The organism is Azospirillum sp. (assembly GCF_050789165.1).
The window spans coordinates 109,838-135,424 of sequence record NZ_JBOZRT010000110.1 but is presented as its reverse complement, the minus strand read 5'-3'; the positions used below and the strand labels follow the sequence as shown (position 1 = coordinate 135,424).

The 25,587-nt window shown below is 70.3% G+C and carries 22 protein-coding genes; 3 read left to right on the top strand and 19 right to left on the bottom strand.

Features of this window, described 5'->3' with window-relative positions; genetic code table 11:
* Window positions 1–395: 395 nt before the first annotated feature.
* On the bottom strand, window positions 396–728 hold the full coding sequence (locus ACRWK7_RS25280) for an antibiotic biosynthesis monooxygenase family protein (RefSeq protein WP_431859094.1): 333 nt from the start codon (window positions 726–728) through the stop codon (window positions 396–398).
* A gap of 20 nt (window positions 729–748) precedes the next feature.
* Window positions 749–1,675 carry a DMT family transporter gene (locus tag ACRWK7_RS25275; RefSeq protein ID WP_431859093.1) on the bottom strand — a complete coding sequence of 309 codons (927 nt, stop codon included), beginning with the start codon at window positions 1,673–1,675 and terminating at the stop codon, window positions 749–751.
* Between the two features lie 93 nt (window positions 1,676–1,768).
* Between ACRWK7_RS25275 and ACRWK7_RS25270 the strand changes: the two genes are divergently transcribed.
* The gene (locus ACRWK7_RS25270; protein ID WP_431859092.1) at window positions 1,769–2,497 is read left to right on the top strand and encodes an ArsR/SmtB family transcription factor; all 729 of its coding nucleotides are present in this window, start codon (window positions 1,769–1,771) and stop codon (window positions 2,495–2,497) included.
* A 263-nt stretch (window positions 2,498–2,760) separates the two neighbouring features.
* Window positions 2,761–5,097, top strand: coding sequence for a Tex family protein (locus ACRWK7_RS25265; RefSeq protein ID WP_431859091.1), 2,337 nt, complete (start codon window positions 2,761–2,763; stop codon window positions 5,095–5,097).
* 42 nt (window positions 5,098–5,139) lie between these two features.
* Here ACRWK7_RS25265 and trxC read toward each other — a convergent pair whose 3' ends face one another.
* From trxC to ACRWK7_RS25230, 7 genes are all read right to left on the bottom strand, one after another.
* The gene (gene trxC / locus ACRWK7_RS25260; protein ID WP_431859090.1) at window positions 5,140–5,565 is read right to left on the bottom strand and encodes a thioredoxin TrxC; all 426 of its coding nucleotides are present in this window, start codon (window positions 5,563–5,565) and stop codon (window positions 5,140–5,142) included.
* Window positions 5,566–5,679: 114 nt separating this feature from the next.
* Complete coding sequence (locus tag ACRWK7_RS25255) at window positions 5,680–6,021, bottom strand: hypothetical protein (RefSeq protein ID WP_431859089.1); 342 nt, start codon at window positions 6,019–6,021, stop codon at window positions 5,680–5,682.
* Between the two features lie 22 nt (window positions 6,022–6,043).
* Window positions 6,044–6,352: a hypothetical protein gene (locus tag ACRWK7_RS25250; RefSeq protein WP_431859088.1), complete on the bottom strand. Its 309-nt coding sequence runs from the start codon at window positions 6,350–6,352 to the stop codon at window positions 6,044–6,046.
* Window positions 6,353–6,357: 5 nt separating this feature from the next.
* Window positions 6,358–7,125 (bottom strand): hypothetical protein, encoded by a 768-nt coding sequence (locus ACRWK7_RS25245; protein ID WP_431859087.1) that lies wholly within the window; start codon window positions 7,123–7,125, stop codon window positions 6,358–6,360.
* 21 nt (window positions 7,126–7,146) lie between these two features.
* Entirely contained in the window at window positions 7,147–8,061 is a 915-nt protein-coding gene (locus ACRWK7_RS25240) for a YqaJ viral recombinase family protein (RefSeq protein WP_431859086.1), read from the bottom strand.
* A 239-nt stretch (window positions 8,062–8,300) separates the two neighbouring features.
* Window positions 8,301–8,936 (bottom strand): XRE family transcriptional regulator, encoded by a 636-nt coding sequence (locus ACRWK7_RS25235; protein ID WP_431859085.1) that lies wholly within the window; start codon window positions 8,934–8,936, stop codon window positions 8,301–8,303.
* A 122-nt stretch (window positions 8,937–9,058) separates the two neighbouring features.
* Entirely contained in the window at window positions 9,059–9,499 is a 441-nt protein-coding gene (locus tag ACRWK7_RS25230; protein ID WP_431859084.1) for a MarR family winged helix-turn-helix transcriptional regulator, read from the bottom strand.
* A gap of 222 nt (window positions 9,500–9,721) precedes the next feature.
* On the opposite strand from ACRWK7_RS25230, the gene ACRWK7_RS25225 reads away from it, so the two are divergent.
* The gene (locus tag ACRWK7_RS25225) at window positions 9,722–10,915 is read left to right on the top strand and encodes an E22 family MetX-like putative esterase (RefSeq protein WP_431859083.1); all 1,194 of its coding nucleotides are present in this window, start codon (window positions 9,722–9,724) and stop codon (window positions 10,913–10,915) included.
* Window positions 10,916–10,988: 73 nt separating this feature from the next.
* On the opposite strand, the gene ACRWK7_RS25220 is transcribed toward ACRWK7_RS25225, so the two are convergent.
* The 10 genes from ACRWK7_RS25220 to ACRWK7_RS25175 all read right to left on the bottom strand — a co-directional run bounded on the left by ACRWK7_RS25220 (window position 10,989) and on the right by ACRWK7_RS25175 (window position 25,565).
* Window positions 10,989–11,441 carry a hypothetical protein gene (locus ACRWK7_RS25220; RefSeq protein WP_431859082.1) on the bottom strand — a complete coding sequence of 151 codons (453 nt, stop codon included), beginning with the start codon at window positions 11,439–11,441 and terminating at the stop codon, window positions 10,989–10,991.
* Window positions 11,441–12,820, bottom strand: coding sequence for an exopolysaccharide Pel transporter PelG (gene pelG, locus ACRWK7_RS25215; protein WP_431859081.1), 1,380 nt, complete (start codon window positions 12,818–12,820; stop codon window positions 11,441–11,443). The genes ACRWK7_RS25220 and pelG overlap by 1 nt, the downstream gene beginning before the upstream one ends.
* Entirely contained in the window at window positions 12,820–14,334 is a 1,515-nt protein-coding gene (gene pelF, locus ACRWK7_RS25210; RefSeq protein WP_431859080.1) for a GT4 family glycosyltransferase PelF, read from the bottom strand. Before pelF ends, pelG begins: the two co-directional genes overlap by 1 nt.
* Window positions 14,331–15,407 (bottom strand): tetratricopeptide repeat protein, encoded by a 1,077-nt coding sequence (locus ACRWK7_RS25205; RefSeq protein WP_431859079.1) that lies wholly within the window; start codon window positions 15,405–15,407, stop codon window positions 14,331–14,333. The genes pelF and ACRWK7_RS25205 overlap by 4 nt, the downstream gene beginning before the upstream one ends.
* Window positions 15,404–16,795 (bottom strand): GAF domain-containing protein, encoded by a 1,392-nt coding sequence (locus ACRWK7_RS25200; protein WP_431859078.1) that lies wholly within the window; start codon window positions 16,793–16,795, stop codon window positions 15,404–15,406. The genes ACRWK7_RS25205 and ACRWK7_RS25200 overlap by 4 nt, the downstream gene beginning before the upstream one ends.
* 61 nt (window positions 16,796–16,856) lie before the next feature.
* Entirely contained in the window at window positions 16,857–18,320 is a 1,464-nt protein-coding gene (locus ACRWK7_RS25195) for a tetratricopeptide repeat protein (protein WP_431859077.1), read from the bottom strand.
* A 175-nt stretch (window positions 18,321–18,495) separates the two neighbouring features.
* A complete protein-coding gene (locus ACRWK7_RS25190; RefSeq protein ID WP_431859076.1) occupies window positions 18,496–21,552 on the bottom strand; it encodes a tetratricopeptide repeat protein in 3,057 nt (1,018 codons plus the stop codon).
* A 4-nt stretch (window positions 21,553–21,556) separates the two neighbouring features.
* Window positions 21,557–23,806, bottom strand: a complete 2,250-nt coding sequence (locus ACRWK7_RS25185; RefSeq protein ID WP_431859075.1) for a polysaccharide deacetylase family protein — start codon at window positions 23,804–23,806, stop codon at window positions 21,557–21,559.
* Window positions 23,806–24,651, bottom strand: a complete 846-nt coding sequence (locus tag ACRWK7_RS25180; protein WP_431859074.1) for an endo alpha-1,4 polygalactosaminidase — start codon at window positions 24,649–24,651, stop codon at window positions 23,806–23,808. Before ACRWK7_RS25180 ends, ACRWK7_RS25185 begins: the two co-directional genes overlap by 1 nt.
* Window positions 24,639–25,565 carry an NAD-dependent epimerase/dehydratase family protein gene (locus ACRWK7_RS25175; protein WP_431859073.1) on the bottom strand — a complete coding sequence of 309 codons (927 nt, stop codon included), beginning with the start codon at window positions 25,563–25,565 and terminating at the stop codon, window positions 24,639–24,641. The genes ACRWK7_RS25180 and ACRWK7_RS25175 overlap by 13 nt, the downstream gene beginning before the upstream one ends.
* Window positions 25,566–25,587 lie beyond the last annotated feature (22 nt).

Here is a 25,587-nt window from a genome sequence, read left to right as displayed (position 1 = left end):
ATATTCTTTGGCCGTCATCCCCGCGAAGGCGGGGATCCATAATTCCCGAGGCAAGAGGCTGTGGAACGTATGGATCCCCGCCTTCGCGGGGATGACGGTTTGGGACCGTGATTGGTCGCCAAAACCGGCCGCCAACCGCTAAACTTAGCGCCTTCGCGAGGCTGACGATTGAGGAGTGAAAGGTCGCCGGCCGCAGGAAGCCCGGAGCCCTTGGAATCGGGCGCAAAAAGAAAGGCTCCCGGACTTGCGTCGGGAGCCTGAGGTTTGGTTCGGGAGGAAACGCAACCAAGTTGCTGAAGACCGTTCTACGCGGGTTTGGTTAAGGCAAGGTAAAGAAATTAACCAAAATTCTTCACCATGTTTATGTCACAGCCCGCGACTCCGGACGGCCTCCCTCAGCGCAGATCGGCCGGCGCCTCCGCCCGCTCGTTCATGCCGTAGTCGCGCAGCACGGCGGCGACCCGCAGGCGGTAATCGCGGAACAGCGCGCCGCGCCCGCGCCCCTGCGCCACGCGATGCTCGGCCTTGCTCCGCCACGCCTTCACCGCGTCCTCGTCGCGCCAGAACGACAGCGACAGCACCTTGGCCGGGTCGGTCAGGCTCTGGAAGCGCTCCACCGAGATGAAGCCGTCGATGCGCTCCAGCTCCGGCCGCAACTGGGCGGCGATGTCCAGGTACTCGGCGCGGCCGTCCTCGGCCGGCCACACCTCGAAGATCACGGCGATCATGGGGACCTCCCTCCTCCGTATCAGGCCGGGCGCGCCGCCCGGCGGGTGAACGCGCCGGCGGGCAGCGTCATGGCGGCGACGCCGAACACCACGCACAGCAGCCCCGCCCACGCCGTCGGCGGCAAGCCCTCGCCGAGGACGGCCACGCCGATGGCGACTCCCACCGGCACCCGCAGGTACGCCTGCGCCGTGGCGCCGACCGAACCCAGCGTGCGGAACAGCCGGAAATAGATGACGAACGCCAGCGCCGTTGAGAACACCGCCAGCCCGCCGAGCGCCAGCAGGGACTCCGCCGACGGCGCCAGCGTCCACGGCCGGTCCACGACGAGGCTGACCGGAAGCAGCACGACGGCGCCGCACAGCAGCGATCCGGCGGCCGGCACCATGGAATCCAGGTGCTTGAACCGCGTGCCGAAGATCGCCGCCCCCGCGTACGCCACCGTGGCGGCGACGATGGCGAGCTGCGCCAGCAGATCGACGCCCAGCCCGTCCAGCGCCCGCACCCCGACGATCAGCCCGGTCCCCGCCAGCCCGGCCGCGACGCCCAGCAGCTTGCGCCCGCTCACCGCCTCGTGCCGCGTCAGGCCCCAGGTGAGCAGGAAGGTGAACACCGGCGTCGTGGCGTTGAGGATGACGGCGAGGCTCGCCTCGACCCGCAGCTCGGCCCAGGCGATCAGCGTGAACGGCAGCACGCTGTTCAGCCCCGCCTGGATCAGGAACTGCCCCCAGGTGGCGCGGTCGCGTGGCAGCCGCACGCCGCGCAGCCGCAGCACCACCAGCAGCAGCAGCCCGGCAACCAGCGTCCGGCCGGCGATGAAGGTCACCGGCGGGATGGTCGTCACCCCCACCCGGATGAAGGTGTAGGAGGCACCCCACAGCACCGCCAGCACTCCCAGCAGCGCCATCTCCCCGGCCAGCCCGCCGCTTCCCGTTCCCCGCTCCGCCATCGCCCTGCCCCTTCCAGTGTCGCGGAGCAGCCTGCCATGCCCCCCGGCGCCTGTCGCGGCGGAACGCTTCGGTCCCGGCCGAAGCGTCGCGGCGTGACCGGATCGTTGTCCGCGGCTATGCTGGGCGCCATGAACACCATGGTCTCGGGCACCACGCTGGCCGAGGTCGCCGCGGCGATCGGCGACACCGCGCGGGCGAACATCCTGGCGGCGCTGATGGACGGCCGCGCCCTGACGGCCGGCGAACTGGCGTGGCACGCCGGAGTCGGCGCGCCGACCACCAGCGGCCACCTCGCCCGGCTGCGCCAGGCCGGCCTCGTCGCCGAGGAACGCCAGGGCCGCCACCGCTACCACCGGCTCGCCGGGCCGGAGGTGGCGCACGCGCTGGAGGCGCTGATGGCGGTCGCGGCGTCCAGCCCGCCGCGCCACCGTCCGGTGGGGCCGCGCGACGAGGCGCTGCGCGCGGCGCGCACCTGCTACGACCACCTCGCCGGCCGGCTCGGCGTCGGGCTGGCGGACGCGTTGCAGGCGCGCGGCCATGTGGTGATCGCCGACGGTGCCGGCAGCCTCACGGCATCGGGCGAACGCTTCCTGGCCGACACGCTGGGCGTCGATCTCGCCGGCCGCAGCACCCGCCCGCTCTGCCGCACCTGCCTGGACTGGAGCGAGCGCCGGCCGCACCTCGCCGGCCGGCTCGGCGCCGCGCTGTGCGCCCGCTGCTTCGCGCTGGGCTGGATCGAACCGACGCGCGACAGCCGCGCGGTGGCTGTGACCGACGCCGGAAAACGCGGGTTCGCCGAGGCGTTCGGGCTGGCGTTCTGACGAGGGCCGGTGATCCGCAGGTTAGGCTTCGCCTGCGGTTCAACCCAACCTACGCCGCTGGAGTCTTGCCGAACGCCGCCTCGTGAGCTAGGATCATGTACCTATAAGCGCACCGCGCCGGGGAACGTACTGAACAGGCGGCGCACAATGTTTCATGGTGTTCCACAGCGTTCCATTCGGGGCTCTGCCATCTCGCCAGTGGCGCGGCGGGGGCGGACGGGGGTATAGGAGCCCCCCTCGGTTCCACCACGCCACGACCCGCCATGCTCCCGATCAGCCAGCGCATCGCCGACGAACTCCAGGTCCGCGAAGCCCAGGTCGCCGCCACCATCGCGCTGTTGGACGAAGGCTCCACCGTCCCCTTCATCGCGCGCTACCGCAAGGAGGCCACCGGCGGCCTCGACGACACGCAGCTCCGCACCCTGGAGGAACGCCTCGGCTACCTGCGCGAGCTGGAGGACCGCCGCAAGACGATCCTGTCGTCCATCGCCGAGCAGGGCAAGCTGACGCCGGAACTGGACCTCCAGATCCGCCAGGCGGACACCAAGACCCGCCTGGAGGATCTCTACCTCCCCTACAAGACCAAGCGCCGCACCAAGGCGCAGATCGCCCGCGAGGCCGGGCTGGAGCCGCTCGCCGACCTCCTGCTGGGCGACCCCACGAAGGCCCCGGAGGCGGAGGCCGCGGCCTTCATCGACGCCGAGAAGGGCGTCGCCGACGCCAAGGCGGCGCTGGACGGCGCCCGCCACATCCTGGTGGAGCGCTTCGGCGAGGACGCCGAGCTGGTCGGCAGGCTGCGCACCACCATGGCCGAAAAGGGCAAGGTCTCCTCCAAGGTCATTGAGGAGAAGCGCGCCGAGGGCGCCAAGTTCTCCGACTACTTCGACTTCGACGAGCCGTGGGCGAAGGTGCCGTCGCACCGCGCGCTGGCGCTGTTTCGCGGCCGGGCGCAGGGCGTGCTCGACCTGAACCTCGACCTGGAGGTGCCGGAGGGCGAGAAGCATCCGGCGGAGCGCACGATCGCGGCGCACACCGGCATCCAGGACCAGGGCCGGCCCGCCGACAAGTGGCTGTCCGACGTGGTGCGCTGGACCTGGAAGCTGAAGATCGGCCCGCACATCGAGACCGACCTGATGGGGAGCCTGCGCGAGAAGGCCGAGGACGAGGCGATCCGCGTCTTCGCCCGCAACCTGCACGACCTGCTGCTGGCCGCCCCGGCCGGCATGCGCGCAACCATCGGCCTCGACCCCGGCATCCGCACCGGCGTGAAGGTCGCCGTGGTCGACGCCACTGGCAAGCTGGTGGAGACCACCACCATCTACCCGCACCAGCCCAGGAACGACTGGGACGGCTCCATCGCCGCCATCGCCGCGCTGGCGGTGCGCCACAAGGCGGAGCTGATCGCCATCGGCAACGGCACGGCGTCACGCGAGACCGACAAGCTGGTCGCCGACCTGTTCGCCCGGCACCCGGAGCTGAAGCTCTCCAAGATCATGGTGTCGGAGGCCGGCGCCTCGGTCTACTCCGCGTCCGAGACGGCGGCGCTGGAGTTCCCGCAGCTCGACGTGTCCCTGCGCGGCGCCGTCTCCATCGCCCGCCGCCTGCAGGACCCGCTGGCCGAGCTGGTGAAGATCGAACCGAAGTCCATCGGCGTCGGCCAGTACCAGCACGACGTGGCGCCGCAGAAGCTGGCGAAGTCGCTGGACGCGGTGGTCGAGGACTGCGTGAACGCGGTCGGCGTCGACCTCAACACCGCGTCGATCCCGCTGCTGACCCGCGTCTCCGGCCTCAACGAGACCATCGCCCGCAACATCGTCGAGTACCGCGACGCCAACGGCGCCTTCCGCTCGCGCAAGCAGCTGCTGGCGGTGCCGCGCCTCGGGCCGAAGACCTTCGAGCAGGCGGCCGGCTTCCTGCGCATCCGCGACGGCGAGACGCCGCTCGACGCCTCCTCGGTGCACCCCGAGGCCTACCCGGTGGTGCAGCGCATCCTGAAGACGTCCGGCCGCGAACTGGGCTCGGTGATCGGCGACGCGCGCTTCCTCCGCTCGCTCAGCCCGGAGGAGTTCACCGACGAGCGCTTCGGCGTGCCGACGGTGGAGGACATCCTGAAGGAGCTTGAGAAGCCCGGCCGCGATCCCCGCCCCGAGTTCAAGACCGCCGAGTTCAAGGAGGGCGTCAACGAGCTGAAGGACCTCCAGCCCGGCATGGTGCTGGAGGGCGTGGTGACCAACGTCACGGCCTTCGGCGCCTTCGTGGACGTCGGTGTGCACCAGGACGGCCTCGTGCACATCTCGCAGCTGTCCAACACCTTCGTGAAGGACCCGCACGCGGTGGTGAAGGCGGGCGACATCGTGAAGGTGAAGGTCCAAGAGGTGGACATCCCGCGCAAGCGCATCAGCCTGACGATGCGCCTCGGCGAGCCGGCGGCCCGGCCGGCGCCCCAGGGCCCGCGCGAGGAACGCCGCGGCCCGCCGCCGGCCAGACCGCAGGGTAGCCGTCCTGCCCCGAAGCCGCAGCCGGCGAAGAAGCCGGAACCAGCCGCCGACGGCACCCTGGCCGACGCGTTCGCGCGGGCGCTGGCGGCGCGGAAGGGCTAAAGATAAGGCCCCTCCCCCGCGAGGGGGGAGGGGCTTATTGCATTACGCCAACCGCCCCTGCACCCACTGCACCAGCGCCGCCGCCGGCATCGCACCCGCCGTCCGCGCGATCTCCCGCCCCTTGTGCACCAGCGCCAGCGTCGGGATGCTCTGCACCCCGAACATCGCCGCCAGTTGCTGCTCCTCGTCGGTGTTGACCTTCACCAGCCGCACACGCGGTTCCAGCGCCTGCGCCGCCTGCTCGAACGCCGGCGCCATCGCCCGGCACGGGCCGCACCACGGTGCCCAGAAGTCGATCAGCAGCGGCAGGTCGCCCTTCTCCGCGTGCGCCCGAAACCGCTCGGCCGTCAGCGCAACCGGGTGGCCGTCGAACAGGGCGTGATGGCACTGTCCACACTTGCCGCGGCCGACGGGCTTGTTGTCGGGGATGCGGTTGACGGTGTCGCAGTGCGGGCAGACGACGTGCATGGCTCCACTCCTTCAGCTTTCCCTGATGTAAGCGGCGCCCGCGCACGAAAAAAGCCCCTCCCCCGCGGCAACGGGGAAGGGGCCAGGATGGAGAGTCTACAGTGGAGCGTCAGCTCATTCCGCCGCCACCAGGAAGCGGTGCTCCCCGGGCTCGTGCTCCTCGTCCACGGCGGATGGAACGAGGCCCAGCGTGCGGCCGACCTCGTCGACGGTCGGCTGGCGCCGGTAGCCGGCGACGTAGCGCTCCAGCGCCGCCAGGCATTCCGCGACCGTCCCGGAGCCCACCGCCTTGCAGTCCTCGAAGGCGTAGGGGTCGGGACGGAACCAGTGCGTCAGGTACGCCTCTTCGGATCCGCCGGGGGTTCCGGTCAGAGACAGGGTGAGGGCGAAGCGGCCCTCGTGCCCGATGCGGGCGTGCGCCGCGCGCAGTCGGGCCTGGACCTCCTCGATGGTCATGGCTTTCGTGGTCCTTCTCATGTCAGGCCGCCCTTTCCGCCGGCTGGAGTTCCTCCGCATGCCGCGCCCACTCGGCGTCGCGGGCCAGCAGGTCCACCATCCGGCGCACCGCGCCGGCCGTGTCGGCCGGGGTGTCGGGGCGCAGGTGGCGGGACAGCTGCATCGCCATGCCGTCGGCCTCCGCCTCCACCCAGCGGGCGAACTGGCGGTGCCGCTGGGCGCGGTCCCAGTACCAGCGCGGCAGCTGGGCGTGGCGTCGTTCCATGTCGCCCTCCCAGGCGGCCATGCGGAACAGGCCACTAGGGGAGCGTTCGACGTAGGTGGATGCCATGGGCGTCACTCCGCGGCTTCGCGGGACTCCTCGCGCTTGATGATCTCGGCCTTCTTCTGGGCGAACAGGCCGGTGATGCGGTGCTGCGCCGCCTTGTCCACCGCGCCGATCTCGCGCAGGCGGGTGCCGACGCCGGCGCGCCAGACCTCCTCCAGGTCGTCGAGGTCGATGCAGGCGTTCAGGCGCTTCTTCACCTCCGCTTCGAAGGCGGATATCGCGTCCGGCTGCAGATCCGGGTTGGACTTGGCGGCAAAGAAGGCTTCCGACTCCTCGCGGTACTTGGAGTCGTCGAACTGCCCCATGTAGACGTCGGCGGCGAGGCCGATCTGCAGCAGGCACTTGCCCACCGCGTCGGTCATCGACATCTTGAAGCACTCGTCGTCTGGCGCCTCGATGCCGTTGCGCCGGCGCACCATCTCCGTGCCGCCCCACTGCGGGCCGGTCCAGCACTTCTCGCCGCTGGTCGGATCGATGTACCAGACGCGGGCGCAGATGAAGATCATGCGCTCGGCGATGGTCCAGTCCATCTGCTCGTAGCCCCAGCCCTTGCCGACCGGGCCGAACACCTCGGTCATCATCTGGAAGCGCCAGGTCGGGTCGATCTGCGTGCCGCGGAAGCCGCCGGCGCGGGTGAACGGCTTGGTGGCCTTCGGATCGGTCCGCTTCAGCCGGTTCCACAGGTCGAGGTTGTCGAGGCGCACCACGTTGCCGGTGGGCGCGTCAACTTTGGTCTCCGCCTTCTCGGCGTCGGCCACGGTGTCGGTCTTGCTCATACGTCCCATCGCAGGGATCCCCTATACAAGCTGTTCGTCTTTCCCCTCACCCCAGCCCCCGTCCAGCGCGGCGGACAGGCTGAGGTCAGGGGACAGGGCCGGTTCCCAGATTTCCACGCGCTGCAGCGTCCGCCGGGGCGGCTCGCCGTAGCGCAGGCTCAAACGCCCCTCGCGGTCGCGCGCGAGGTACAGGCCGGCGACGAACGCCACCTTGGCGTCGGCCGGCATCAGCGCCTTCAGGGCGGCTTCCGCCTCACGGCACTCCAGTGCCGCCGGGCGGCGCTCCACCAGCGTGGCGGCAAGCGCGGCGAAGCGGTTGTGCCGCTCCATGTTCACCACCCGCAGCGTCTCGTAGCGTGGCGCATCGGCGGGCAGCGGATCGCTCGGCTCCACGTCGTTCGCCACGTGCCACCAGAAGGCCGAGAGATTGGCGAGCAGCCGGTCGCACTCGACCTCCGAGCGCCGCACCCGCATCAGCGAATGCCCGGTCGGCCGCAGGATCGACAGCAGGCCGCGCTCCATCCCGGTCGCCAGGAACTGGTGCTGGAGCTGCCAGTGGTAGCGCTGCGCCAATTCCGCGTCCGACTGGAAGCCGCCGGAGAACTTCGCCTCCACCAGCGTGTCCGGCGTGCCGACCGGCGCGCCGTCCCAGCTCAGGAAGTCGGGGTGGGCGACCAGCCAGTCGTGCTCAGGGTGGACGGCGGTGTCCTCGGCGGGGATGCAGGGAACACCGGTGGCGTGCTCGACGAAGCGCGGGTGCAGGTGCTCGGTGGCGATGCCGATCTGCACGGCGGCCACCAGATCGAGGTTGGCCGGCTCGGCGCGCCCGGTCTTCTCGCGCCACAGCGCGAGCCAGTCGCCGGCCATCACGCGCCCGGCGTCGGACGAACCGATCCGCCCGGCCCGCAGGGCCTTCTGCCGCTCCGTAATCGCCATGCCACGCCGTCCGATGCGAGTTTGCAGCTACTCCGGCGTTAACCATGGCGCCGGACCCTAAATATGGCTGCTTTTTCGCATCGTTCAAGAACAAAAAGAGAACCTACAGCGTGGCCGTAAGGTGCGAAGGATCGAAGATTCGAGACGCCGAAATGGAATGGCCCAGCTTGAGCTTCCCACCTCGCCCTTTCGTCTTCGCGGCAAGAACGGAAATGCGGAGGTTTCAGCCTACCCGCAACCTACTCCTTCAACGCCCGCACCACGTGCACCGCCACCCCGGCGACGTGCGCGTCATCCAGCGGCGTCGGCGAACAGTCGGGATCGGTGGACACCGGCAGCAGGTGCGGCGGGAAGAAGCGGTAACCGCACACGGTGTGGTCCGACACGGTGACCACCACGTCTCCCGGCTTCGGCGGCAGAAGGTCGGGCGGTTCCAGCACCACACGGTCGTTGGGCAGCACGCCCGCCGCGTTCAGGCTGCGCGAGCCGATCTTCAACGCGAAGGCGCGGCGCGAGGCCGGGCGATCCACCGCAACGGACGGGCTGCCGTCGCGCAACGCCGCCGCGAGGTACGCCTCCCCCGCCCGCCGGCCCAGCGCCATCAGCGCGTGCACTTGGTCCAGGTCCAGCAGCGGCACCCGGCACACTGCCGGATAGGCGCCGTCGTCGAGGAAGCGCGGCTCCGCCCCGGCGACACGGGCGAGCCGGCCGATGGTGTCGGCGCTGGGCAGGCTGGCGCCCACCGGATCGCGCAGGAAGCGGGTGAGGTTGGTCGGCGTCACCCCGGCCGCGCGCGCCCAGGCCCCGGCGCTCCAGCCGTGCGCCTCCATGACGCCGGTCATCCAGCGCAGCAGCGCCCGCCGTGTGTTGTCCATGCCCGCACCCCTGACCTTTCGAGACCTGCCAGAAAGGTGCATGGGCTCTGCGCATTCGCAAGGGATTCCCCTGGGGTGACCCAAATAGTCACCTTCCGACGTGCAAAGTCGCAGGAGGGGTATCAGACGCCGACGTCGCGTTCCAGGTTGGCGATCAGCGTGCCCAGCAGCCGCATCGCCTCGCGCTTCTCCTTATCGTCGAGGCCCTGGGCAGCGGCGTCGCTGGCGTCGCGGGCCAGCGCCGTCACCGACTCCTCCAGCGCGCGGGCGCGCTCGGTCAGGAAGATCAGCACGCGGCGGCGGTCCTCCGGATCCGGCTCGCGGCGGATCAGATCGTCGCGCTCCATACGGTTCAGCGTGTTCGCCATGGTCGGCTGCTCGACCTGGACGATGCGACACAACTCCGCCTGGCTGATCCCCTCGCGTTCCCACAGCGCCAGCAGCGCCGGCATCTGGCCGGGAAACAGCCCGTGCTGGCCCAGCCGCCGCTCCAGCGCCCGCGTGAACAGACGGCCGAGGTAGTTGACTTGATACCCAAAGGAGTCAGTACGACGCAAGGACATGACGGGTTCCGGACCGGAAGTTTCCCCCAAGGGCGAAGGGGCTTTGGTCTTACCACTCTTCGACACGGCACGAAAGTGGAAGCAACACGCTGCGTGTCACACCGTCCCCTGCCCTTCGCCCGGCTGGACAAGCGGGATTGCCCGCGTAGACTTCCCCAAAAAATGAAAACAGGATCCGACGCTCCAAAACACGTCGACCATCCGGATATGGGAGAAAACTGCATGCGCAGCATGGTTTGGGCGTTGAGAAGCCTAGCGGTGGCCGCCGGGCTGGTCTTTGGTGCGCCCGCCTTCGCCTACGACGGCATCGTCGAGAAGAAGGTCTTCGAGATGCCGAGCTACACGACGCTCGGCGGCGAGACCATCAAGAACGTGCGAATCGGCTGGGAGAGCTACGGCACCCTCAACGCCGCCAAGGACAACGCCATCCTCGTCACCCATTACTTCAGCGGCACCTCACACGCTGCCGGCAAGTACAAGGCCGAGGACAAGGTGCCCGGCTACTGGGATGCCATCATCGGCCCCGGCAAGCCGCTGGACACCGACAAGTACTTCATCATCAGCTCGGACACGCTGGTCAACCTAGGCGCCAAGGACCCGAACGTCGTCACCACCGGCCCGGCCAGCATCAACCCCGACACCGGCAAGCCCTGGGGCATGAGCTTCCCCGTCGTCACCATCCGCGACTTCGTGGAGGTGCAGAAGGCGCTGGTCGAGAGCCTGGGCATCAAGACCCTGCACGCGGTGATGGGGGCCTCCATGGGCTCGCTCCAGGCGTTCGAGTGGGGGGCGGCGCATCCCGAGATGGTCAAGCGCCTCGTTCCGGTGATCGGCGGCGCGGAGGCCAACGCCTTCCTCATCGCCTGGCTCAACGTCTGGGCCGCGCCGATCAAGCTCGACCCGAACTGGAACAACGGCGACTATTACGGCAAGGCGGAGCCGGTGAAGGGCCTCGCCGAGGCGTTGAAGGTGGTGACGCTGCAGGCCAATTACTGGCAGTGGTTCGACGGCAAGTTCGGCCGCAAGTTCGCCGAGGAGGGCAAGGACCCGCGTGCCGCCATGGCCAACCAGTTCGAAGTGGAAGCGTTCCTCGACAAGGCCGCGGCGGCCCGTGCCGCGACCAGCGACGCCAACCACTTCCTCTATCTGGTGAAGGCCAACCAAACCTTCGTCACCGGGCATGGCGCCTCGCTGGAAGAGGGCTTGGCGAAGCTGAAGATGCCGGTGCTGCTGATCCCCTCGGCCAACGACATCGTGTTCTTCGCGGACGAGAACATGCGGTCGCTGAAAGACAAGCTCGGCAAGATCACCAAGGTCGAGTACAGCGAGGCGATCACCGGCCCGATGGGCCACGTGGACGGGCTGTTCAACATCGCCAAGGCCGGGGACACCATCGCCAAGTTCCTGGCGCAGTAAGGTGCTTTTGCCCCCACCCCATCCCTCTCCCGCGACAGCGGGGGAGGGTCAGGGAGGGGGCATCACTTCACATTCAATCCCCCGGCAACGGCCCGACATAGTGCGGCATCAGCTTCGCCTGATCGCCAACCCACACGCTGCACATCCCTTCGGGCTCCTCGAAGAAGTACACCTTCCCCGGCTTGCGCTTGTTCTGCGGGTCGACGAGGTTGGCGCCGCCGGAGAACGCCACGCCGAAGGTGCGCTTCGGCGTGCGCGCCCAGTAGAAGCCGTTCATCTCCTGGATGAACGCGCCACGCCGGCACAGCTCCGACAGCTTGGCGTCCAGTTTCGCCAGTTCCGGCACGTCCTTCGGCAGGCGGTAGACGACCTGCGCGCGCCTGATCCGCGTGCGCGGCGGCGGAGGCTGCGGCGTCACGTACAGGTTCAGGATGCCGCGCTGATGGCCGGGATCGGTGCGCTCCGGTTGCTGCTCGGCCAGAGCCGGCGCCGCCAGCAACAGCAGTCCGACGCACAGCCTTCGCATCACCGGACCGACGGGTTGTTGGCGACGAAGGCGATGTACGGCAACCGACGCAACGCATCCGCGGCCATCAGGTAAGCCAGCGCGAAGGCCAGCAGCGAAGCCAGGAAATAGCCGTAACCGTACCATGCGAAGCCAAACTCGCTGAACAGCAAGGTCAGCCCGGCGTTGGCGGCCAGATAGAAGACCTGCACGAACAGATTCCGCAGCCGCAGGTCGAAGTAGGCCAGGATGATCGTGGTGAACATGAACAGCACCTGGAAGAACGCCCCCAGCGTGCCGAAACGGAACATGCCGATCTGCGTGTAGTTCAGGCCCAGCGCGCTGACGATGGTCGGCGCCAGGAAGATGGTGATGGCGCACACCGCGCCCTGCAGGATGATGAGGTTGCGCGCACTCTCCAACAGCGCACGGATGATCGCCGTGTGGTTCCGTGCGATCTGGGCGTACGTCGCGTGCTGCTGGATGTCGCGGTAGAAGGCTTGGTAGCGTTCGAAGAAGCGGGTCTCGACGTTGACGGTGAACATGGTCAGCGCCGGCACGATGGTCAGGCAGGCGATGAACATGGCGCTGTCGTAGGCGGTGTAGATGACCATGGAGCCGGTCACCACCTCGCGCTCCGGCGCGCTCCACATGATCCACTTGTCCACCCAGACCGCCACGTTGCCCACCAGCCCGATCAAAGCGAGGTCCCAGTAGCGCCGGAAGTAGGACAGGAAGGCGAAGATCCGCGCCACCTTGTACGGATATTCGGCGAAGACGCGGGCGATCAGCGCGAACTGGATGCCGGCCAATCCAATGTTGGCACCCCACACCATACCGGTCCCGCCGAACACCACGCCCAGCCCGACCGTCGCCAGGAAGCTCAGCAGCATCCCCGCGCCGAACGCCGTGGTGACCATCACGTAGTCCTTCAGCGCCGACAGGAAGATCGACACCACCCAGATACCGCAGACCAGGAAGAAGTTGACCAGCGCGGCGTGCATCATCGCCGGCGGCAGGTCGCTGAGGAACAGGTAGAATGGCCCCGCCGTCAGCGCCGCCAGCGCGTACGCCACGCCCAGGTTGGCCAGCAGCATGCCGGGCGCGGTGTCCACCTGTTTCAGATAGATGGCGTCGGCGAGGTAGCGCGTGGCGATCAGCACCAGCGGCCCGGTCAGCACCACCGAGAAGCAGAAGTTGTAGATGGTGACGACGCGGAACAGCATCAGCTCCGCCTCCGGCGCCACGTCGCGACCGACGAGGTTGATGCCGGCGATGGCCAGGATGGTGAACATCCACGGCCCCGAGGAGATGAAGGCGGAATGCGCGTAGCCCTGCAGGACGCCCAGCAGGTCGTCGCGGCGCGCCAGCTTGCGCAGGGTGAAGCCGATGCCAGCCATCAGGCGGCCCCCAGAGAAAGATTGGGCACCTGGGAATCAGGCAGGACGATATGCTCGTCGTAGAGGTCGCGGTAGATGCGGTCGATCTCCACCTTGTCGTAATAGAGGCGCACCCGCTCCCTGATCGCCGTCGCGCAACGCTCGCGCCAGATCGGGTCGAGCAGCAGCGCGCGCAGCTCGCGCGCCGTCTCCAGCGGCGACGCCAGCGCGGTGACGGCACCGCCGGCGCCCAGCGGCGGCTCCTCGTCCGGCCGGCCGAGGAGGAGTTCGGAGCAGGAGCCGACGTCGGTCGCCACCGTCGGCACGCCGGATGCCCCGGCCTCCAGGATCACCAGCGGCTGCGCCTCCGACACCGAGGTCAGCGCAATGGCGTCCACCTTGCCGAGCCAGTCGGTGAGCTTGACGCGGCCGGCGAAGATCACCGTGTCCTCCAGGCCCAGGTGGGCGACGATGGTGCGGCACTCCTCGACGTACTGCGGATCCTCCTCCAGGGGGCCCAGGATCATCGCCTTCAGGTCGGGGATGTCCTCACGCAGGATGCCGGCGGCCCGGACGTAGGTCTTCACGTCCTTGATCGGCACCACGCGGCCGATCAGCGCGATGGTCGGCGACCGCGGGGCCGTGTCGCGCACGACCTTGCTGTAGCCGGCGTAGTCGATGCCGTTCGGGATGATCTTGAGCTTCGCCGGGTCGGCGCCCTGGCGGCGCTGGAACTCCTGATTGCCGCCGTACAGCGTGATGATCCGGTCGCAGGCGTCGTAGCAGGCCTTCGAGTAGCTGGCGAAGGTGTCGAGCCATAGGTCGCGCAGGTCGCGTTTCTTCTTGTCCACCGACAGGCTGACATCGGCGCCCTCGAACAGCCATTCGGCCATCAGGATCTCGATGCGGCGCTCGTTGGTGTAGATGCCGTGCTCGGTCAGCAGCACCGGGCGCCCGGTCTCCAGCTTGGCCCGCGCCGCGAACAGCCCGGCGTAGCCGGTGGAGATGGCGTGGTACACCCGCGCCTTGGGCATCGGCGCCAGCATGGTCGCGAACAGTCCGCCCATCAGCGCCCGCAGGCCCCAGAAATACTCGAGGAACGAGGCATCGGGCAGCGTCCCCTCGTAAAGCCGCACCACCATGCGGAACGCATCCTCGGAGTTCAGCAGCACCCGCCGGCCGATCCGCCCACGTTTGGGCGCCAGCAGCTTCGCCACCGCGGCCACCTCCGCCAGCCCGCCGCCCTGCTGGAGGCAGCGCAGCGGCTCCTCCAGGCGGCGGAACAGCTCGCCCTGGCCCGGCATCCACGGCCAGCCCGCGTCCGGGTCCTGTAGGTAGACGTGGGTCAGCCCGGTGACGTTGCCCGGCAGTTCGTAGGCCAGCTTGCGGGTGCTGCGGTCGGCGACCAGCGCCACGACGTGGAAGGTCAGGTCCGGGTGCGCTTTGATCAGGTCGTGCGTCCAGGTCGACACGCCGCCCGCCACGTACGGGTACGAGCCCTCCATCAACAGGCAGACGTCAGCCGTGTCTGTCATGCGGCCTCCGCCAGCCCGTTCCAGAGCGCGACCACGTCGCGCAGCGTGTCCGGCAGCTCCGCGTCCGGTCCCAGGATCTCCGGCCGCTGGGCGCAGAGCCCGCGCAGGTCGCCGAAGCGGCCCAGGCGGAACAGGCTTTCCGCGTACCACACCAGCAGTCGGCGGTCCGAGGCGCTCGCGACCAGTGATTCCAGCGTGTCGGCTGCCTCATCCACGAGGTCGAGGCGCAACAGCAGCCGGCCGAAGTCGTGGCGGATCTCGTCGTCGTCCGGCGCCATGGCGACGCAGGCGCGGTAGCCGTCCAGCGCCTTCTGCCGCACCTCGGCCTCGCGGTTGGCGTCCAGCAGGCCGCAGAACGCGTAGTCGTCCAGATGCCGGGCCAGCGCGACGCGCGTCGCCACGTCCTGCGGGTTGCTGGCCACCGCCTTGTCGAGGCTCTGCCAGCGCTCGTTGAATTCGTGCTCAACGCGCGCGGTGGCGGTCGCCGCCTGCACGCGCACCGAGGGGTCGGCGTCGGACAGCCCCAGCTTCAGCGCCGGCGTGAAGGCCGGGCGGAAGTGCCGCGCCACCAGCGCGATCACCGCCTGCTTCTGCTGCGGCGTGCCGACCGCCATCACGTCGGTGAAGGACTCCGCGGCAGCGAGGTGCGCCTGCTCGCGGCCGGAGACGATCAACTCGTACAGCTCCTGCGCCGGCTCGACCTGGCTCTCCGGGAACAGCGACAGGTACCAGTCCTGGAAGCCCATGGCGTACCGGCTGAAGACCGCGAACAGCAGCGAGCAGCCCAGCGTCGCCGCTGGCCCCATCGGTCCAAGGAACAGCGTGGTCACCGCCAGCAGCCCCGGCAGCCGCAGGTCCAGCCCGCGCCGCCGGCGCCACGGCAGCCACGCCGTCAGCAGCGCCGTCAGCCCGAGATGCCCGACCACGGCGCCGTATGCCGCCCCCGGCACCGGCCAGAAGCCCAGCGCCAGCAGCGTGACGCCAGCCTCGGCGCCAAGCGCGAGGAGCGCAACAACGACGAACCCCGCGGTGCCGAGGCGCGGGGCTTCGTTGGGGAGAAGGGCGTCGCTCACCCCACCTCCCCCACGCGTTCGGCGATGAACTCGATGCGCAGGCCGGACAGCGGGCGCGGCAGGGTGGCGCGCACCGCGGTCTCCAGCTTCGCGGCGACCACCCGCGCCTGCTCCACCGGGGTGCCGGGCAGCACCACGCCGTACACGGTGCCGCTGTTGCCGAAGTCGCCGGCGAGGTCGGTGTCACGCAGGCTCGCGCGCACCGCCTTGCCGATGGCCGCCGCCACCTCGTGGCGCTGGTGCGTGCTGAGGCGCGCCATGCCCGAGGGCTTGATGGTCACCATCGTTGTCTCGAAGCCCAACCGGCGCCCAAGGTGCCCGAGGAACACCGCCTGCCGACCGATGTAGTCGGAGGTGTAGAGCGTTCCTCCCTCGGTGGTGACGCGCTGCGCCGCCGCCTCGCGGTACTGGCGCGCCTTGCCGAGCGCCGTGCCGATCCATTCGCACAGGATGCGGAAGTTCTCGACGCTGTTGACGCTGAGGTCCATGAACCCCAGGCTTTCAACCTTCACCATGCCGACGACGGTGCCGGTGTCTTCACTGACCAACGGGCCGGCGAGGATGCCCTCGCCCTGCAGGATGCGCTCGTCTTCGGGGCGCGCCACGCACAGGAAGCGCTGGCGCCCCACCACCGTCTCGAAGACGGGCGAGCCGGCATCGAACCAGCGGGCGTAGCTGTCGTCGTCCTCCCAGCCATCGTTGGTGACTGATTCCAGCACGTCGTTGTTCAGCAGGAACAGCGAGAACTTGTCCGGCTTGATCACGGTACGGATCAGGTCGGCGATGCCCAGCATGATCTCGCCCTCGTCCAGCTTGTCGATGGACTTGGCGGCCTGGTAGAGCGTGACGACCGTGCGCAGCTGGCCGGCGACGCGGGTCTCCAGGCTTTCCTTCACCGTCTTCAGCTGGCGGTAGGAGCGCGCGATGGCGTCGGCCTCCTTGCGCGACAGCTCCATGCCAGCACGCAACTCCTCGCGTTCGCGCAGTTGGCGCATGCGCAGCTCGCCGAACAGCACCGCGGCGACCAGCCACAGGATCGGCTCGCGGCTGACCGCGTAGAGGTACTGATAGAAGTCCTGGGAGATCAGCTGCTCCGGCATGTTGCCGAGCCGCAGTGCCAGCGTGGCGGCGATGGCGGCCAGTACGCCCTCGCCGGTGCCGTACTGCACGGCCAGCAGCAACACCGGCACCCAGAACGGATGCGGCTGCACCCCGCCGAAGCGCGTGCCGCCCAGCAGCGCGTCCACCGCCAGCGCGGCGCCGAAGAACAGCACCAGTTCGACCAGCGCGGCGCGGCGGAAGCCCAGCAGGCGCGGCGACGCGTCGTCGCGCACGGAGGGGGCGGCGTCCGGGGTCGGATCCGGGTCCAGGGTGGAGGCGCTGCTCATGCGTGCAAGGTCCGCGTCGCGTGCATCCGTCCGATCTTGGCGCGGTACGGATAGCAAGTGGTTAATGCCGCCACAGCAGGTACCCTCCCACCGCGTCCACGGTGCTGCCGGTGCCGCGGGTGGTGCTGATGGTGTGGCTGGCGCGCAGGCCGGTCTCCAGCCCGTCCAGCATCTCGTACCCGACCATCCCGGCGGCGAACGGCCCGCCCTTGCTGAAGCGGTCGTAGGACCATCCCGCCTGCAGCGCATAGCGGAATCCGCTGTCGTAGCTGTCCTCGACCGCCACCTGCAGCGAGTGCACCTCGCGCCGCGCCACCGGCAGCGGGACGTAGAGGTTGCCCAGCGGATCGAACCGCTCGGCCCGACGGATCACGTACTCCGCGTCCAGCACGTAGGCCAGCGACGCGATCGGCCGTTCCATCAGGAAGGTGTAGCGCAGCGATCCCTCCACCGACGCCGAGCGCGCCAAGTCATTCTGCCCCGCCAGCCCGTAGCGGTTGAGCGCCCCGCCCAGCGTCGCCCCCCAACGCTCCGAGATGCGCTGCTCGCGCAGGACCGATAGGCGGTCGCGCCGGCCGGCATCGACGATGCCCTCGACGAAGGCGTAGGTCGGCTCACTGACCGCAAGGCTGAGGCGGGTCTGGCCCGTGGTGTCGCGCAGGTCGTGGCCGATGCCGATGCCCAGCGTCCGCGGCGCGGCAAACAGGCTGAGCCTCGATTGGTCGAGGTTGCCCCAGTCGTGCAGCAGGCTCATCTCGCCGCGCAGCCGTTGGCCGTGGAACGCCTCGAGCCGGCCGTCGGCGCGGCGCGTCTGATCGACGTCCAGCGTGCGGCGCTCGACCGTATACCGCAGCGTGCTGTTCCAGCCGACGTCCTGATTGCCGGTCAGACGGGTGATCCGCTGCACGTCGGCGTTCTTCACATGGAACAGGTCGAAGTCCAGCCGCGTCTGGTCGCCGTACTCGCGCAGCAGGCGCTTGCGGGCGTCGAGCGCCGGCTTGTTGTCGGGGCTGAGGTCCAGGGCGCGGCCGTACAGCGTCACCGCCTCGCGCCAGCGCCCCTGCCGCTCGGCCACCTGGGCCAGCAGGTCGACGGCCTCGCGGTCCGCCGGGTCGCGCTCCAGCATGGTACCGAGCAGCGTGCGCGCCGCACCGACGCGGCCGTCCTCCATCATCGTCACGGCGCGGAAGTAGTCGAGCCGCCGCTCCGCCGTCTGGTCCTCCGCGCTGGGCGCGGCAGCGCGCGGAGCCGGGGCGAAGGCGACGCGCACCCCGTCGCGATCCATGCCCACCGTGGCGGCGACGTCCGGCGCCAGCACCAGCAGCAGGCTGTCGTAGCCGTACTGCACGCCGTCCACCCAGCCGGACAGCCGCTCGGCGATGGAGTCCACGCGCGCGTCGCCGATGGGCTTGCTGAAGCGCAGCGTCAACTCGCGCCCGTCCTGCGCGTGCTCGGCCTTCACCGCGCCGGGCCAGGACAGGACGAGCGAGGCGGCGGCCTCCTGGCGCTCGGCGGCGATGCGCATCTGCGCGTGCGCAGGGGTGCTGAGGAGCAGAGCGACAACAAGGATCAGACCCCTCCCCCAGCCCCGCTGGGGGAGGATGGGTGGGGGCAGCGGCTTCGCGGACACCCCGTAGCCCCCACCCTTCCCATGCTCCGCATGGGCCCCTTCCCTCCCCCGCCGGAGGCGAGGGAGGGGGTCAGTCGCCAAGCACATGGCGCGCCTCCTTCAGCCGGCGGTTCTCGATGAGCATGGCGGCGTAGTCGGCTCGCAGTTGGCGGTCGTTGGGGCGGGCGCGGAGCAGCGCGTCGAACAGGGCAACGGACTCGTCTATACGGCCCAGACGATGCAGCAGATTGGCCTCGGTCTGGCGCACCGCATCGCTGCGGTTCGGCATCGCCTGGACCTGCGCCAGCGCGCGGCGTTGGTACGGCTCGGCTTCCTTCGGCCGCTTCTGGGCGACCAGCGCCTCGCCCATGAAGTAGTTGGCCTCGTAATCGCCGTCGGAGCGCGCCAGCAGCCGGCCGAGCGCCCGCTCGGCATCGGCGAAGCGCGCCTCGCCGTAGGCGGTCATGCCGACCTGCCGCAGCGCCTCGGCATCGTCCGGCCGCAGCGCCATCACCGCCCGCCACGCCTCGCCGGCCGCCCCGGTCTGCTTCTCGCGCTCGGCGAGACGGGCCCAGCGGCGCAGCTTCTCCGGATCACGTTCGCCGGGCAGTGCGGCGCGCACCGCGGCGCCCAGTTCGGCCGGCTTGCCGGCGTTGGCCAGTGCCTCGATGTAGGGACCGCGCAACGCCCCCTCGCTGCCCCGCGCGGCCAGCGCCGCAGCGACACGCTTGGCTCCGCCCAGCTCGGCCAGCTTGTCGTACCACGCGCCCTGCTCGGCCGGCGTTGCGGCGCGTGCGCGCGTCTCCAGCCAGTCGAGCGCCGGTCCACCGGGCCGCGGCCCCCACAGGAACAACAGTTGACGCACGTCCGGCCCGTCGATGCCCTGCTTGGCTGCCAGCGCGCGGAAGGTCGCCTCCGCCGCTGCCCGCTCGCCCATCTCCAGCAGGGTGAAGGCAATCCCGCGGCGGTCCTGCGCCGGCATGCGGTCATCGCCGGCCCGGGCCAGCAGGTGGCGGCGCAACTCGTCCTTGCGGCCGAGCTTGGTCAGCGTCTCTCGGTACAGGCTCTCCCACGCCCCGGCCGGTGCGGCGTCGGCGAGGCGCTTCAGCGCCGGCAGCGCCTTGGCCGGCCCGGCGGTGTCCACCAGCAGCCCGGTCATCGCGTCGCGCGCCTTCGGGTCGAGGCCCGGCCGCTCCAGAGCCGACGCCAGGAAGCCGGCAAGCTCTTCGACCGCGCCCGCCTTGGCGGCGAGGTCGGCGTAGGCGTACACCCATTCCATCCCGCGCGTCTCGGCCCGCGCCCGCACGTACGGCAGCGCCGCCCGGTAGGCCCGGCCGTCGATCAGCGTCTGGACGAGCTGATCCTTCTCCGCCTCGCCGACCGTGGGGTCGCCCAGACGGGCCGTCACGACGCGGGCCAGTTCCTCCGTCTCGCCGGACCCGGCGAGCGCGGTGACGTACAGCGCCAGCAGCTCCGACGCCCTGTCCTCGGCGACCAGCGCGCGCAGATGGCCCAGCGCGTCCTTCGGACGGCCGGCGGCGAGCAGCGCGTTGGCGAGCGCCAGCCGGCTGCGCGGCGTCGGCGCCTGGGCGTACACCCGCTCGGCCGCCTTCAGGGCCAGCGCGGCGGCGCCGCGCTCGGCGGCCAGCGACGCCACGTCCTGCAGCAGGCCCGGATCGAGGCGCGGACGCGTATCCAGCCACGCCGCCACCGTGTCGGCGTCGCCGCCCCTGGCGGCCAGCCGCACCCAGCCGAGGTCCGCGCTGTTCGACGGGCGCGCCGCCCGCCGCGCCTGAAACCACGCCAGCCCCTCCTTGACCCGGTCGAGGTCGAGAAACAGCAGGCCCAACTCCTCCAGCAGATCGTCGGGCACACGAGAGTCCGGTGCCAGCCGGTCGAATTCCGCGACGGCCCGCTCCTTGTGTCCGGTGCGGGTGAGCAGGCGGGTGGCGCTCAGCCGCTCGGCGAAGGTGCTGTCGCGGTCGGCGAGCGCCAGCCCGGCCCAGCGCGCCGCCGCCTCGCTGTCGCCGCGCGCCCAGGCGATCTCACCGGCCAGCAGCGGGCGCTCGGCCAGGAACGTGTCGCCCAGCTCGTCGATCAAGCGATCGAGGAACGCGCGGTCCTGGCCGCGGTAGGCGGTCTCGGCCAGCGACACCAGCGCCCAGTCGGGGATCAGGTGCAGGTCGCGCCGACGAGCCACGTCGAACGCGAGACGCGTCTGCCCGGCGTTGATGCTCAGCGCGATGAAGCGGCCGAGGGATGCGTCGTCGATCGGCTTGCCCTCGGCCCAGGCGCGCAACTGGCGCTGCGCCGCCTCGACCCGGCCCTGGGCGATCTCCAGGTCGATCAGCGTCAGTTCCAACGCCGGCTCGCGGCTGGCGCGCTCAGCGAAACGGGCGATCAGGCGATAGGCGTGGTCGGGGCGGCCGATCTCCATCATCAGGCCGGTGAGGCTGAGGATGGCATAGCTCGGCGGGTCTCCGGTCAGCCAGCGCTCAGCCCGGCGGAACGCCTCGTCGGCGCGGTCGAGATCGAGCAGCAGGCTGGTCAGGAGCACGCGCCCATCGTACTCGATGCCACCGTTCCGGCGGTCGTCGGCCGCGGCCAGCGTCTCCGCCGCCTCGGCCAAGCGGCCGCGCGCGGCGAGCAGCTGGCCAAGGTCCACCGACGCCTCGGCGTCGTCGGGCCGCAAAGCCACCAGCCGCTTCAGCGCCTCCGCCTGCCGGTCGAACTCGCCGTAGTAGCCATAGGCGTCGGCCAGCTCGCGGAAGGCGGCATCCGACGGCTTCAGCTGCGCGATGGCCTCCAGGTTGTCCAGGTAGTCGAACGGGCGCTGGGCGTGCTTGTACAGCGTGCCGAGCAGATCACGCCCCTCCACCTGGGCCGGCTCGTGGGCGACGTAGTCCTCCATCAGCGCGATGGCGCGGTCGACGCTGCCCTCGGCCAGATACAGCCGGGTCAGCGGCATCACCGTTCCCGCGCTGCGGTCGCCCTGGGCGTAGCGCGCCTCGTAGGCGGCGAGCGCCGGGGCGAACTCCTGGTCGCGGAAGCGCTGCAGGGCCAGCTCGCTGCCGCGCGGGATCAGCAGCAGGCTGACCGCGATGCCCGCCAGCAGCACCAGCACGACGACCACGAGGTTGGCGCGCATGGGCTCAGCGCCCCTCGCGCACGAAGCGCAGCGTCAACGGCGTCTCGGCCCCGGCCGCGACGGTGACCGTCAGGCGGCCGTCCGTTCCGGCCTCGGCGGCGCCCTGCCACAGCGCGCGGCCGTCGCGCTCGGCGCTCACGGTCCAGCGGCTGGGGCCCGGCACCCGCCACGCCATCGCGCCGGGTCCGAACCCCTGCGCCCGCACCGTGAAGCCACCGCCATCCACGGACAGCCCAGCCAGCGCCCAGCGCCCGTGCACCAGATAGGGCCGCGACGCGGCGGGATCCGTGTCGGCGCGGTCGATGTCGGCCAGGGCCACCACCGGCTCCGCCACCGCAGGGTCGAGCGCCACGTAGAGGCTGCCCTGATGGTGGCGCTGGCCGATCACGCCCACCGAGCGGGCGAAGTCCACGCCGCGGAACACCGCGCGATCGAAACGCAGCGTCGCGAGGTCGCCGCGGTCCATTACGCGCCAGCGCCCCGGCCCCTCGGCCACCAGCCGCGCGGTGTAGAAGCCATCGGCGATGGCGGCGTAGGCGGTGGCGGTGACCGGTGCCAGTTCCGCGGCTTCCGCAAACGCGAGGTTCTTCTTCAGCGCGTTGACGCTGGCCAGCTTCTGGCCGGAATACATGTGGTAGTAGATGTTGAACGGCTTGAGCCGCACCGGCGTCTCGGTGCCGCGCACGGTGTGGACGAGGTTCTGGAAGCCGAAGAAACGGCTGCTCCACAGGTCGGTGTAGGTGTTCTCGTTGCTGGTCGCGGAGTAGATCTGCCGCTCCGCCCCAACCGGCACGCCGATGGGCGACACCGAGGTGAGCGACGGGTACTCCGGGTCGTAGCGGGTGTCGCCGCCGTTCATGTTGCGGGCGCCCGCGCGGCGCGTCTCGACGACCGCCGCCTCGAAGGGCGTAGTGTCGCCCGGCCACTGGATCAGCCGCGCCGTCTTGCCCTCCGGGGCCAGCCTGGAGAAATACTCCAGCGAGCCGCCGATCTCCTGCCTGAGGTCGAACGGCGTCTGCAGGAAGGCGCGCGGCACGGCGTACCGCCCGATGTCCGCGCCGGGGGCGGATTCGGCCACCTCGCCGACGTTCTCGTAGTGGTCGTCCGTCCCGCCCTTGCGGAAGCGGGCGAGAAAGCCGCCCTTGCGCGCCGGCGCCCGGTCCCTGAACTCCTCCTCCCTGGCCGGGTCGTAGTCCTTGAAGAAGCCCCAGAAGAACGGATGCGTCCAGGTGTGGCTCGCCGGCTCCACCTGCGGCAGGGCGAACAGGCGCTTGGCGACGGCGAGCGCCTGCGGCGTTCCCTTCCACGCGGCGTCCAGGTCGCCGACGATGGGCGCGACGGTGACCGGCAGGTCGGGGTGCGCCTCGATCGCCTCCTTCAGCACGACCTCGGCGGCGAGGCGGGACTGGTCGGCGTAGGGCTTCACCTCGGTGACGTTGCGCCACCCGTCGCCATCGATGTGGCTGAAGTACAGCCGGCGGCCGGACAGCGTGGTCACGTCCGGCTTGGGCAGGTCGTCGGTGGCGAAGGCAAGGCGGAAGAAGGCGAACGGGTCGATGATCCAGCGCTTGCGCAGCGATTCCGGATCGAAGAAGCGGGCATAACCCTCGGTGACCAAGCCGCCGCTCGGGCCGGTGACGATCAGGTGGCTGTCCGTCGCCGGATCGTCGGCGCGCCGCATGACGAGGTGCGAGGTGAAGCGGCCGTCCACCAGCCGCAGCCGCGGGTAGCCGGGCAGGACGCCGTCCAGCCTGCGCTCGAACCCGACGAGCGCCGAATCCTGCACCACCGGGCGCGAGCGGTAGGTGAGGTCCGAATAGCCTTCGTCGTCGAACAGCCCGAAGACCCGCAGGAAGCGATTCACCAGCGCCATCGGCATCGCCTTGCCGCCGCGCGCCGCGCGCACGCCGTACTGGCCGAGCACGGCGACACGCACCCCGCGCTCCGTCAGGGTGCCCAGCCACGCCACGTAGGCGGCCGGATCCTCGAATGGCTCGCTGGCGAACCACGTGACGACGCCGCGCAGGTCGGGATAGGCGCCCGGGTCCGGCAGGCCGTTCGCCACGTCCCAGTACGCCACCGTCAGGCCGAGATGGTTGAGCGGCATCTCCACCATGGAATGGATGCGCGACTGCTTGATCTTCGGCTCTTCGCGGCCGTCGTACAGGGCGAGGACGGTCCGCGGCACGGTCTGCGCCGCAGCGGGAACGACGGCCAGGAAAAACAGCAGGAGGGCTGCGAGAATGCGGCCCATCACGGCTTCGGCTCCCGCACCACGCGGTCCAGCTCCACCGTCGCCACGTAGGGCGAAAATCCCCGCGCGCGTTCGGTGGCGTACAGCTTCGCCACGCCCGCCGCGTCGTTCGGATCCCAGTAGTCGAGCGTCATCACCTCCAGCGCCGGGTTGGCGCGCTTGGCGGCGGCCAACGCCTCGACCTGGAAGGCGGTGTCGTCCGGCGGCTGCAGGTGTGGCTTGCCGGCAGCGAAGTCCCAGCCGGCGGTAACGGACTCGCCCAACGCGTAGTCGATGGCGCCCGCCGTCTGCGGCAGCAGCTCGTACCCCCGGTTCTGCATGATGCGGATGCCGGGGTAGTGCCGGCGTAGCGCCTTGACCAGCCGCGCCGCCGCCTCCGTCATGCCCGCGAAGGCCTTGGGATCGGTGCGCTCCAGGTGCGGCGGGTTGTCGAGCGTGTCGAGGAAGATCCCGTCGAAGCCCCGGCGCAGCAGGGCCGGCACCAGCTCCGCGACGACCAGTTCGGTCCAGCGCTTGTCGCGCACGTCGACGTAGAAGCTGCCGGGCCAGTTCGGATTCTCGGCCGACAGGATGCCCCAGCCCTTCACCGTCTCGTACCAGGGCCGGTGGCTCTCCACCTCGCCCAGGCTGATGTAGCCGAGCAGCGTCTTGCCGCGCTCCTTCAGCGGGCGCAATGGCGGATGGTGCTCGCTGTCGAGGACGACGAGCGTGTAGGGCTCGAAGGCCGAGAGCGGCTCCTTGTCGGCGTAGTAGACGACCCAGGGGGTCTCGGCCCGGAGGTTCGGCGCCGCGAGTGTCATGCCGGCAACAACCGCCGCGGTGAAGGCGCGTTTCACCCCAGCCATGCCAGCGTGTCCCGCAGACCGTCCTCCAGGGCGGTCTCGCAGGCCGTGCCGAAGGCGGCAATCAGGCGCGCCGGGTCGCCGATCGAGACCCGGATGTCGCCGGCGCGCGCCGGCCCGTGGGTCTTCACCAGGGGGCGGCCGGACAGCTCCGCCAGCACCTCGGCCAGCCGGTTCACCGACGTCGCCTTGCCGGTGCACACGTTGTAGACCGGCGCGCCCGCCTGCGGCCTGTCCATGGCGGCGGTCAGGCAGCGCACGAGGTCCTTCACGTAGATGAAGTCGCGCACCTGCTCACCGTCGCCGTTGATGGTGATGGGCTGTTCCTGCGCGATGCGCCCGGCGAAGATCGAGATGACGCCGGAATAGGGCGACTTCGGGTCCTGCCGCGGGCCGTAGACGTTGAAGAAGCGGAAGCCGGTGGCCGGCACGCCGTGCACGCCGTCGGCGACGCGGGCGTGCAGCTCGCAGCCCAGCTTGTCGGCGCCGTAGGCGGACAGAGGGCGCGTCGTGGCGTCCTCGGTCAACGGCATCACCGGATTGTCGCCGTAGACGGCGGCGGAGGAGGCGTAGACGACCGGCACCGGGCCATCAGCACGCGCGCGCCGCGCCGCGTCGAACACCGCAATGGTCCCGGACAGGTTGGCGTGGTGCGTCTCCAGCCACGCTTCGCGCGACCGCTCCACCGAGGCGACGGCGGCGAGGTGGAAACAGCCGTCCATTCCCCGCATTGCCTCGTCCACCACGGCCGGATCGGCGACGGTGCCGACGGTGACCGGCACGCCGGCGGGCAGGTTCTCCCGCTTGCCAGTGGACAGGTCGTCGAGGACCCGCACCTCATGGCCCGCGGCCAGCAGTCGTTCGATCAGGTGCGAACCGATGAAGCCGCAGCCGCCGGTGACGAGATAGCGCGCCATGGGGATCCGTTCCGTCGTCGTG

Coding starts and splice junctions, on each gene's coding strand:
- ACRWK7_RS25280 (WP_431859094.1), bottom strand. CDS start 728: ATGATCGCCGTGATCTTCGAGGTGTGGCCGGCCGAGGACGGCCGCGCC.
- ACRWK7_RS25275 (WP_431859093.1), bottom strand. CDS start 1,675: ATGGCGGAGCGGGGAACGGGAAGCGGCGGGCTGGCCGGGGAGATGGCG.
- ACRWK7_RS25265 (WP_431859091.1), top strand. CDS start 2,761: ATGCTCCCGATCAGCCAGCGCATCGCCGACGAACTCCAGGTCCGCGAA.
- trxC (WP_431859090.1), bottom strand. CDS start 5,565: ATGCACGTCGTCTGCCCGCACTGCGACACCGTCAACCGCATCCCCGAC.
- ACRWK7_RS25255 (WP_431859089.1), bottom strand. CDS start 6,021: ATGACCATCGAGGAGGTCCAGGCCCGACTGCGCGCGGCGCACGCCCGC.
- ACRWK7_RS25250 (WP_431859088.1), bottom strand. CDS start 6,352: ATGGCATCCACCTACGTCGAACGCTCCCCTAGTGGCCTGTTCCGCATG.
- ACRWK7_RS25245 (WP_431859087.1), bottom strand. CDS start 7,125: ATGAGCAAGACCGACACCGTGGCCGACGCCGAGAAGGCGGAGACCAAA.
- ACRWK7_RS25240 (WP_431859086.1), bottom strand. CDS start 8,061: ATGGCGATTACGGAGCGGCAGAAGGCCCTGCGGGCCGGGCGGATCGGT.
- ACRWK7_RS25235 (WP_431859085.1), bottom strand. CDS start 8,936: ATGGACAACACACGGCGGGCGCTGCTGCGCTGGATGACCGGCGTCATG.
- ACRWK7_RS25230 (WP_431859084.1), bottom strand. CDS start 9,499: ATGTCCTTGCGTCGTACTGACTCCTTTGGGTATCAAGTCAACTACCTC.
- ACRWK7_RS25225 (WP_431859083.1), top strand. CDS start 9,722: ATGCGCAGCATGGTTTGGGCGTTGAGAAGCCTAGCGGTGGCCGCCGGG.
- ACRWK7_RS25220 (WP_431859082.1), bottom strand. CDS start 11,441: ATGCGAAGGCTGTGCGTCGGACTGCTGTTGCTGGCGGCGCCGGCTCTG.
- pelG (WP_431859081.1), bottom strand. CDS start 12,820: ATGGCTGGCATCGGCTTCACCCTGCGCAAGCTGGCGCGCCGCGACGAC.
- pelF (WP_431859080.1), bottom strand. CDS start 14,334: ATGACAGACACGGCTGACGTCTGCCTGTTGATGGAGGGCTCGTACCCG.
- ACRWK7_RS25200 (WP_431859078.1), bottom strand. CDS start 16,795: ATGAGCAGCGCCTCCACCCTGGACCCGGATCCGACCCCGGACGCCGCC.
- ACRWK7_RS25195 (WP_431859077.1), bottom strand. CDS start 18,320: ATGCGCATCGCCGCCGAGCGCCAGGAGGCCGCCGCCTCGCTCGTCCTG.
- ACRWK7_RS25190 (WP_431859076.1), bottom strand. CDS start 21,552: ATGCGCGCCAACCTCGTGGTCGTCGTGCTGGTGCTGCTGGCGGGCATC.
- ACRWK7_RS25185 (WP_431859075.1), bottom strand. CDS start 23,806: ATGGGCCGCATTCTCGCAGCCCTCCTGCTGTTTTTCCTGGCCGTCGTT.
- ACRWK7_RS25180 (WP_431859074.1), bottom strand. CDS start 24,651: ATGGCTGGGGTGAAACGCGCCTTCACCGCGGCGGTTGTTGCCGGCATG.
- ACRWK7_RS25175 (WP_431859073.1), bottom strand. CDS start 25,565: ATGGCGCGCTATCTCGTCACCGGCGGCTGCGGCTTCATCGGTTCGCAC.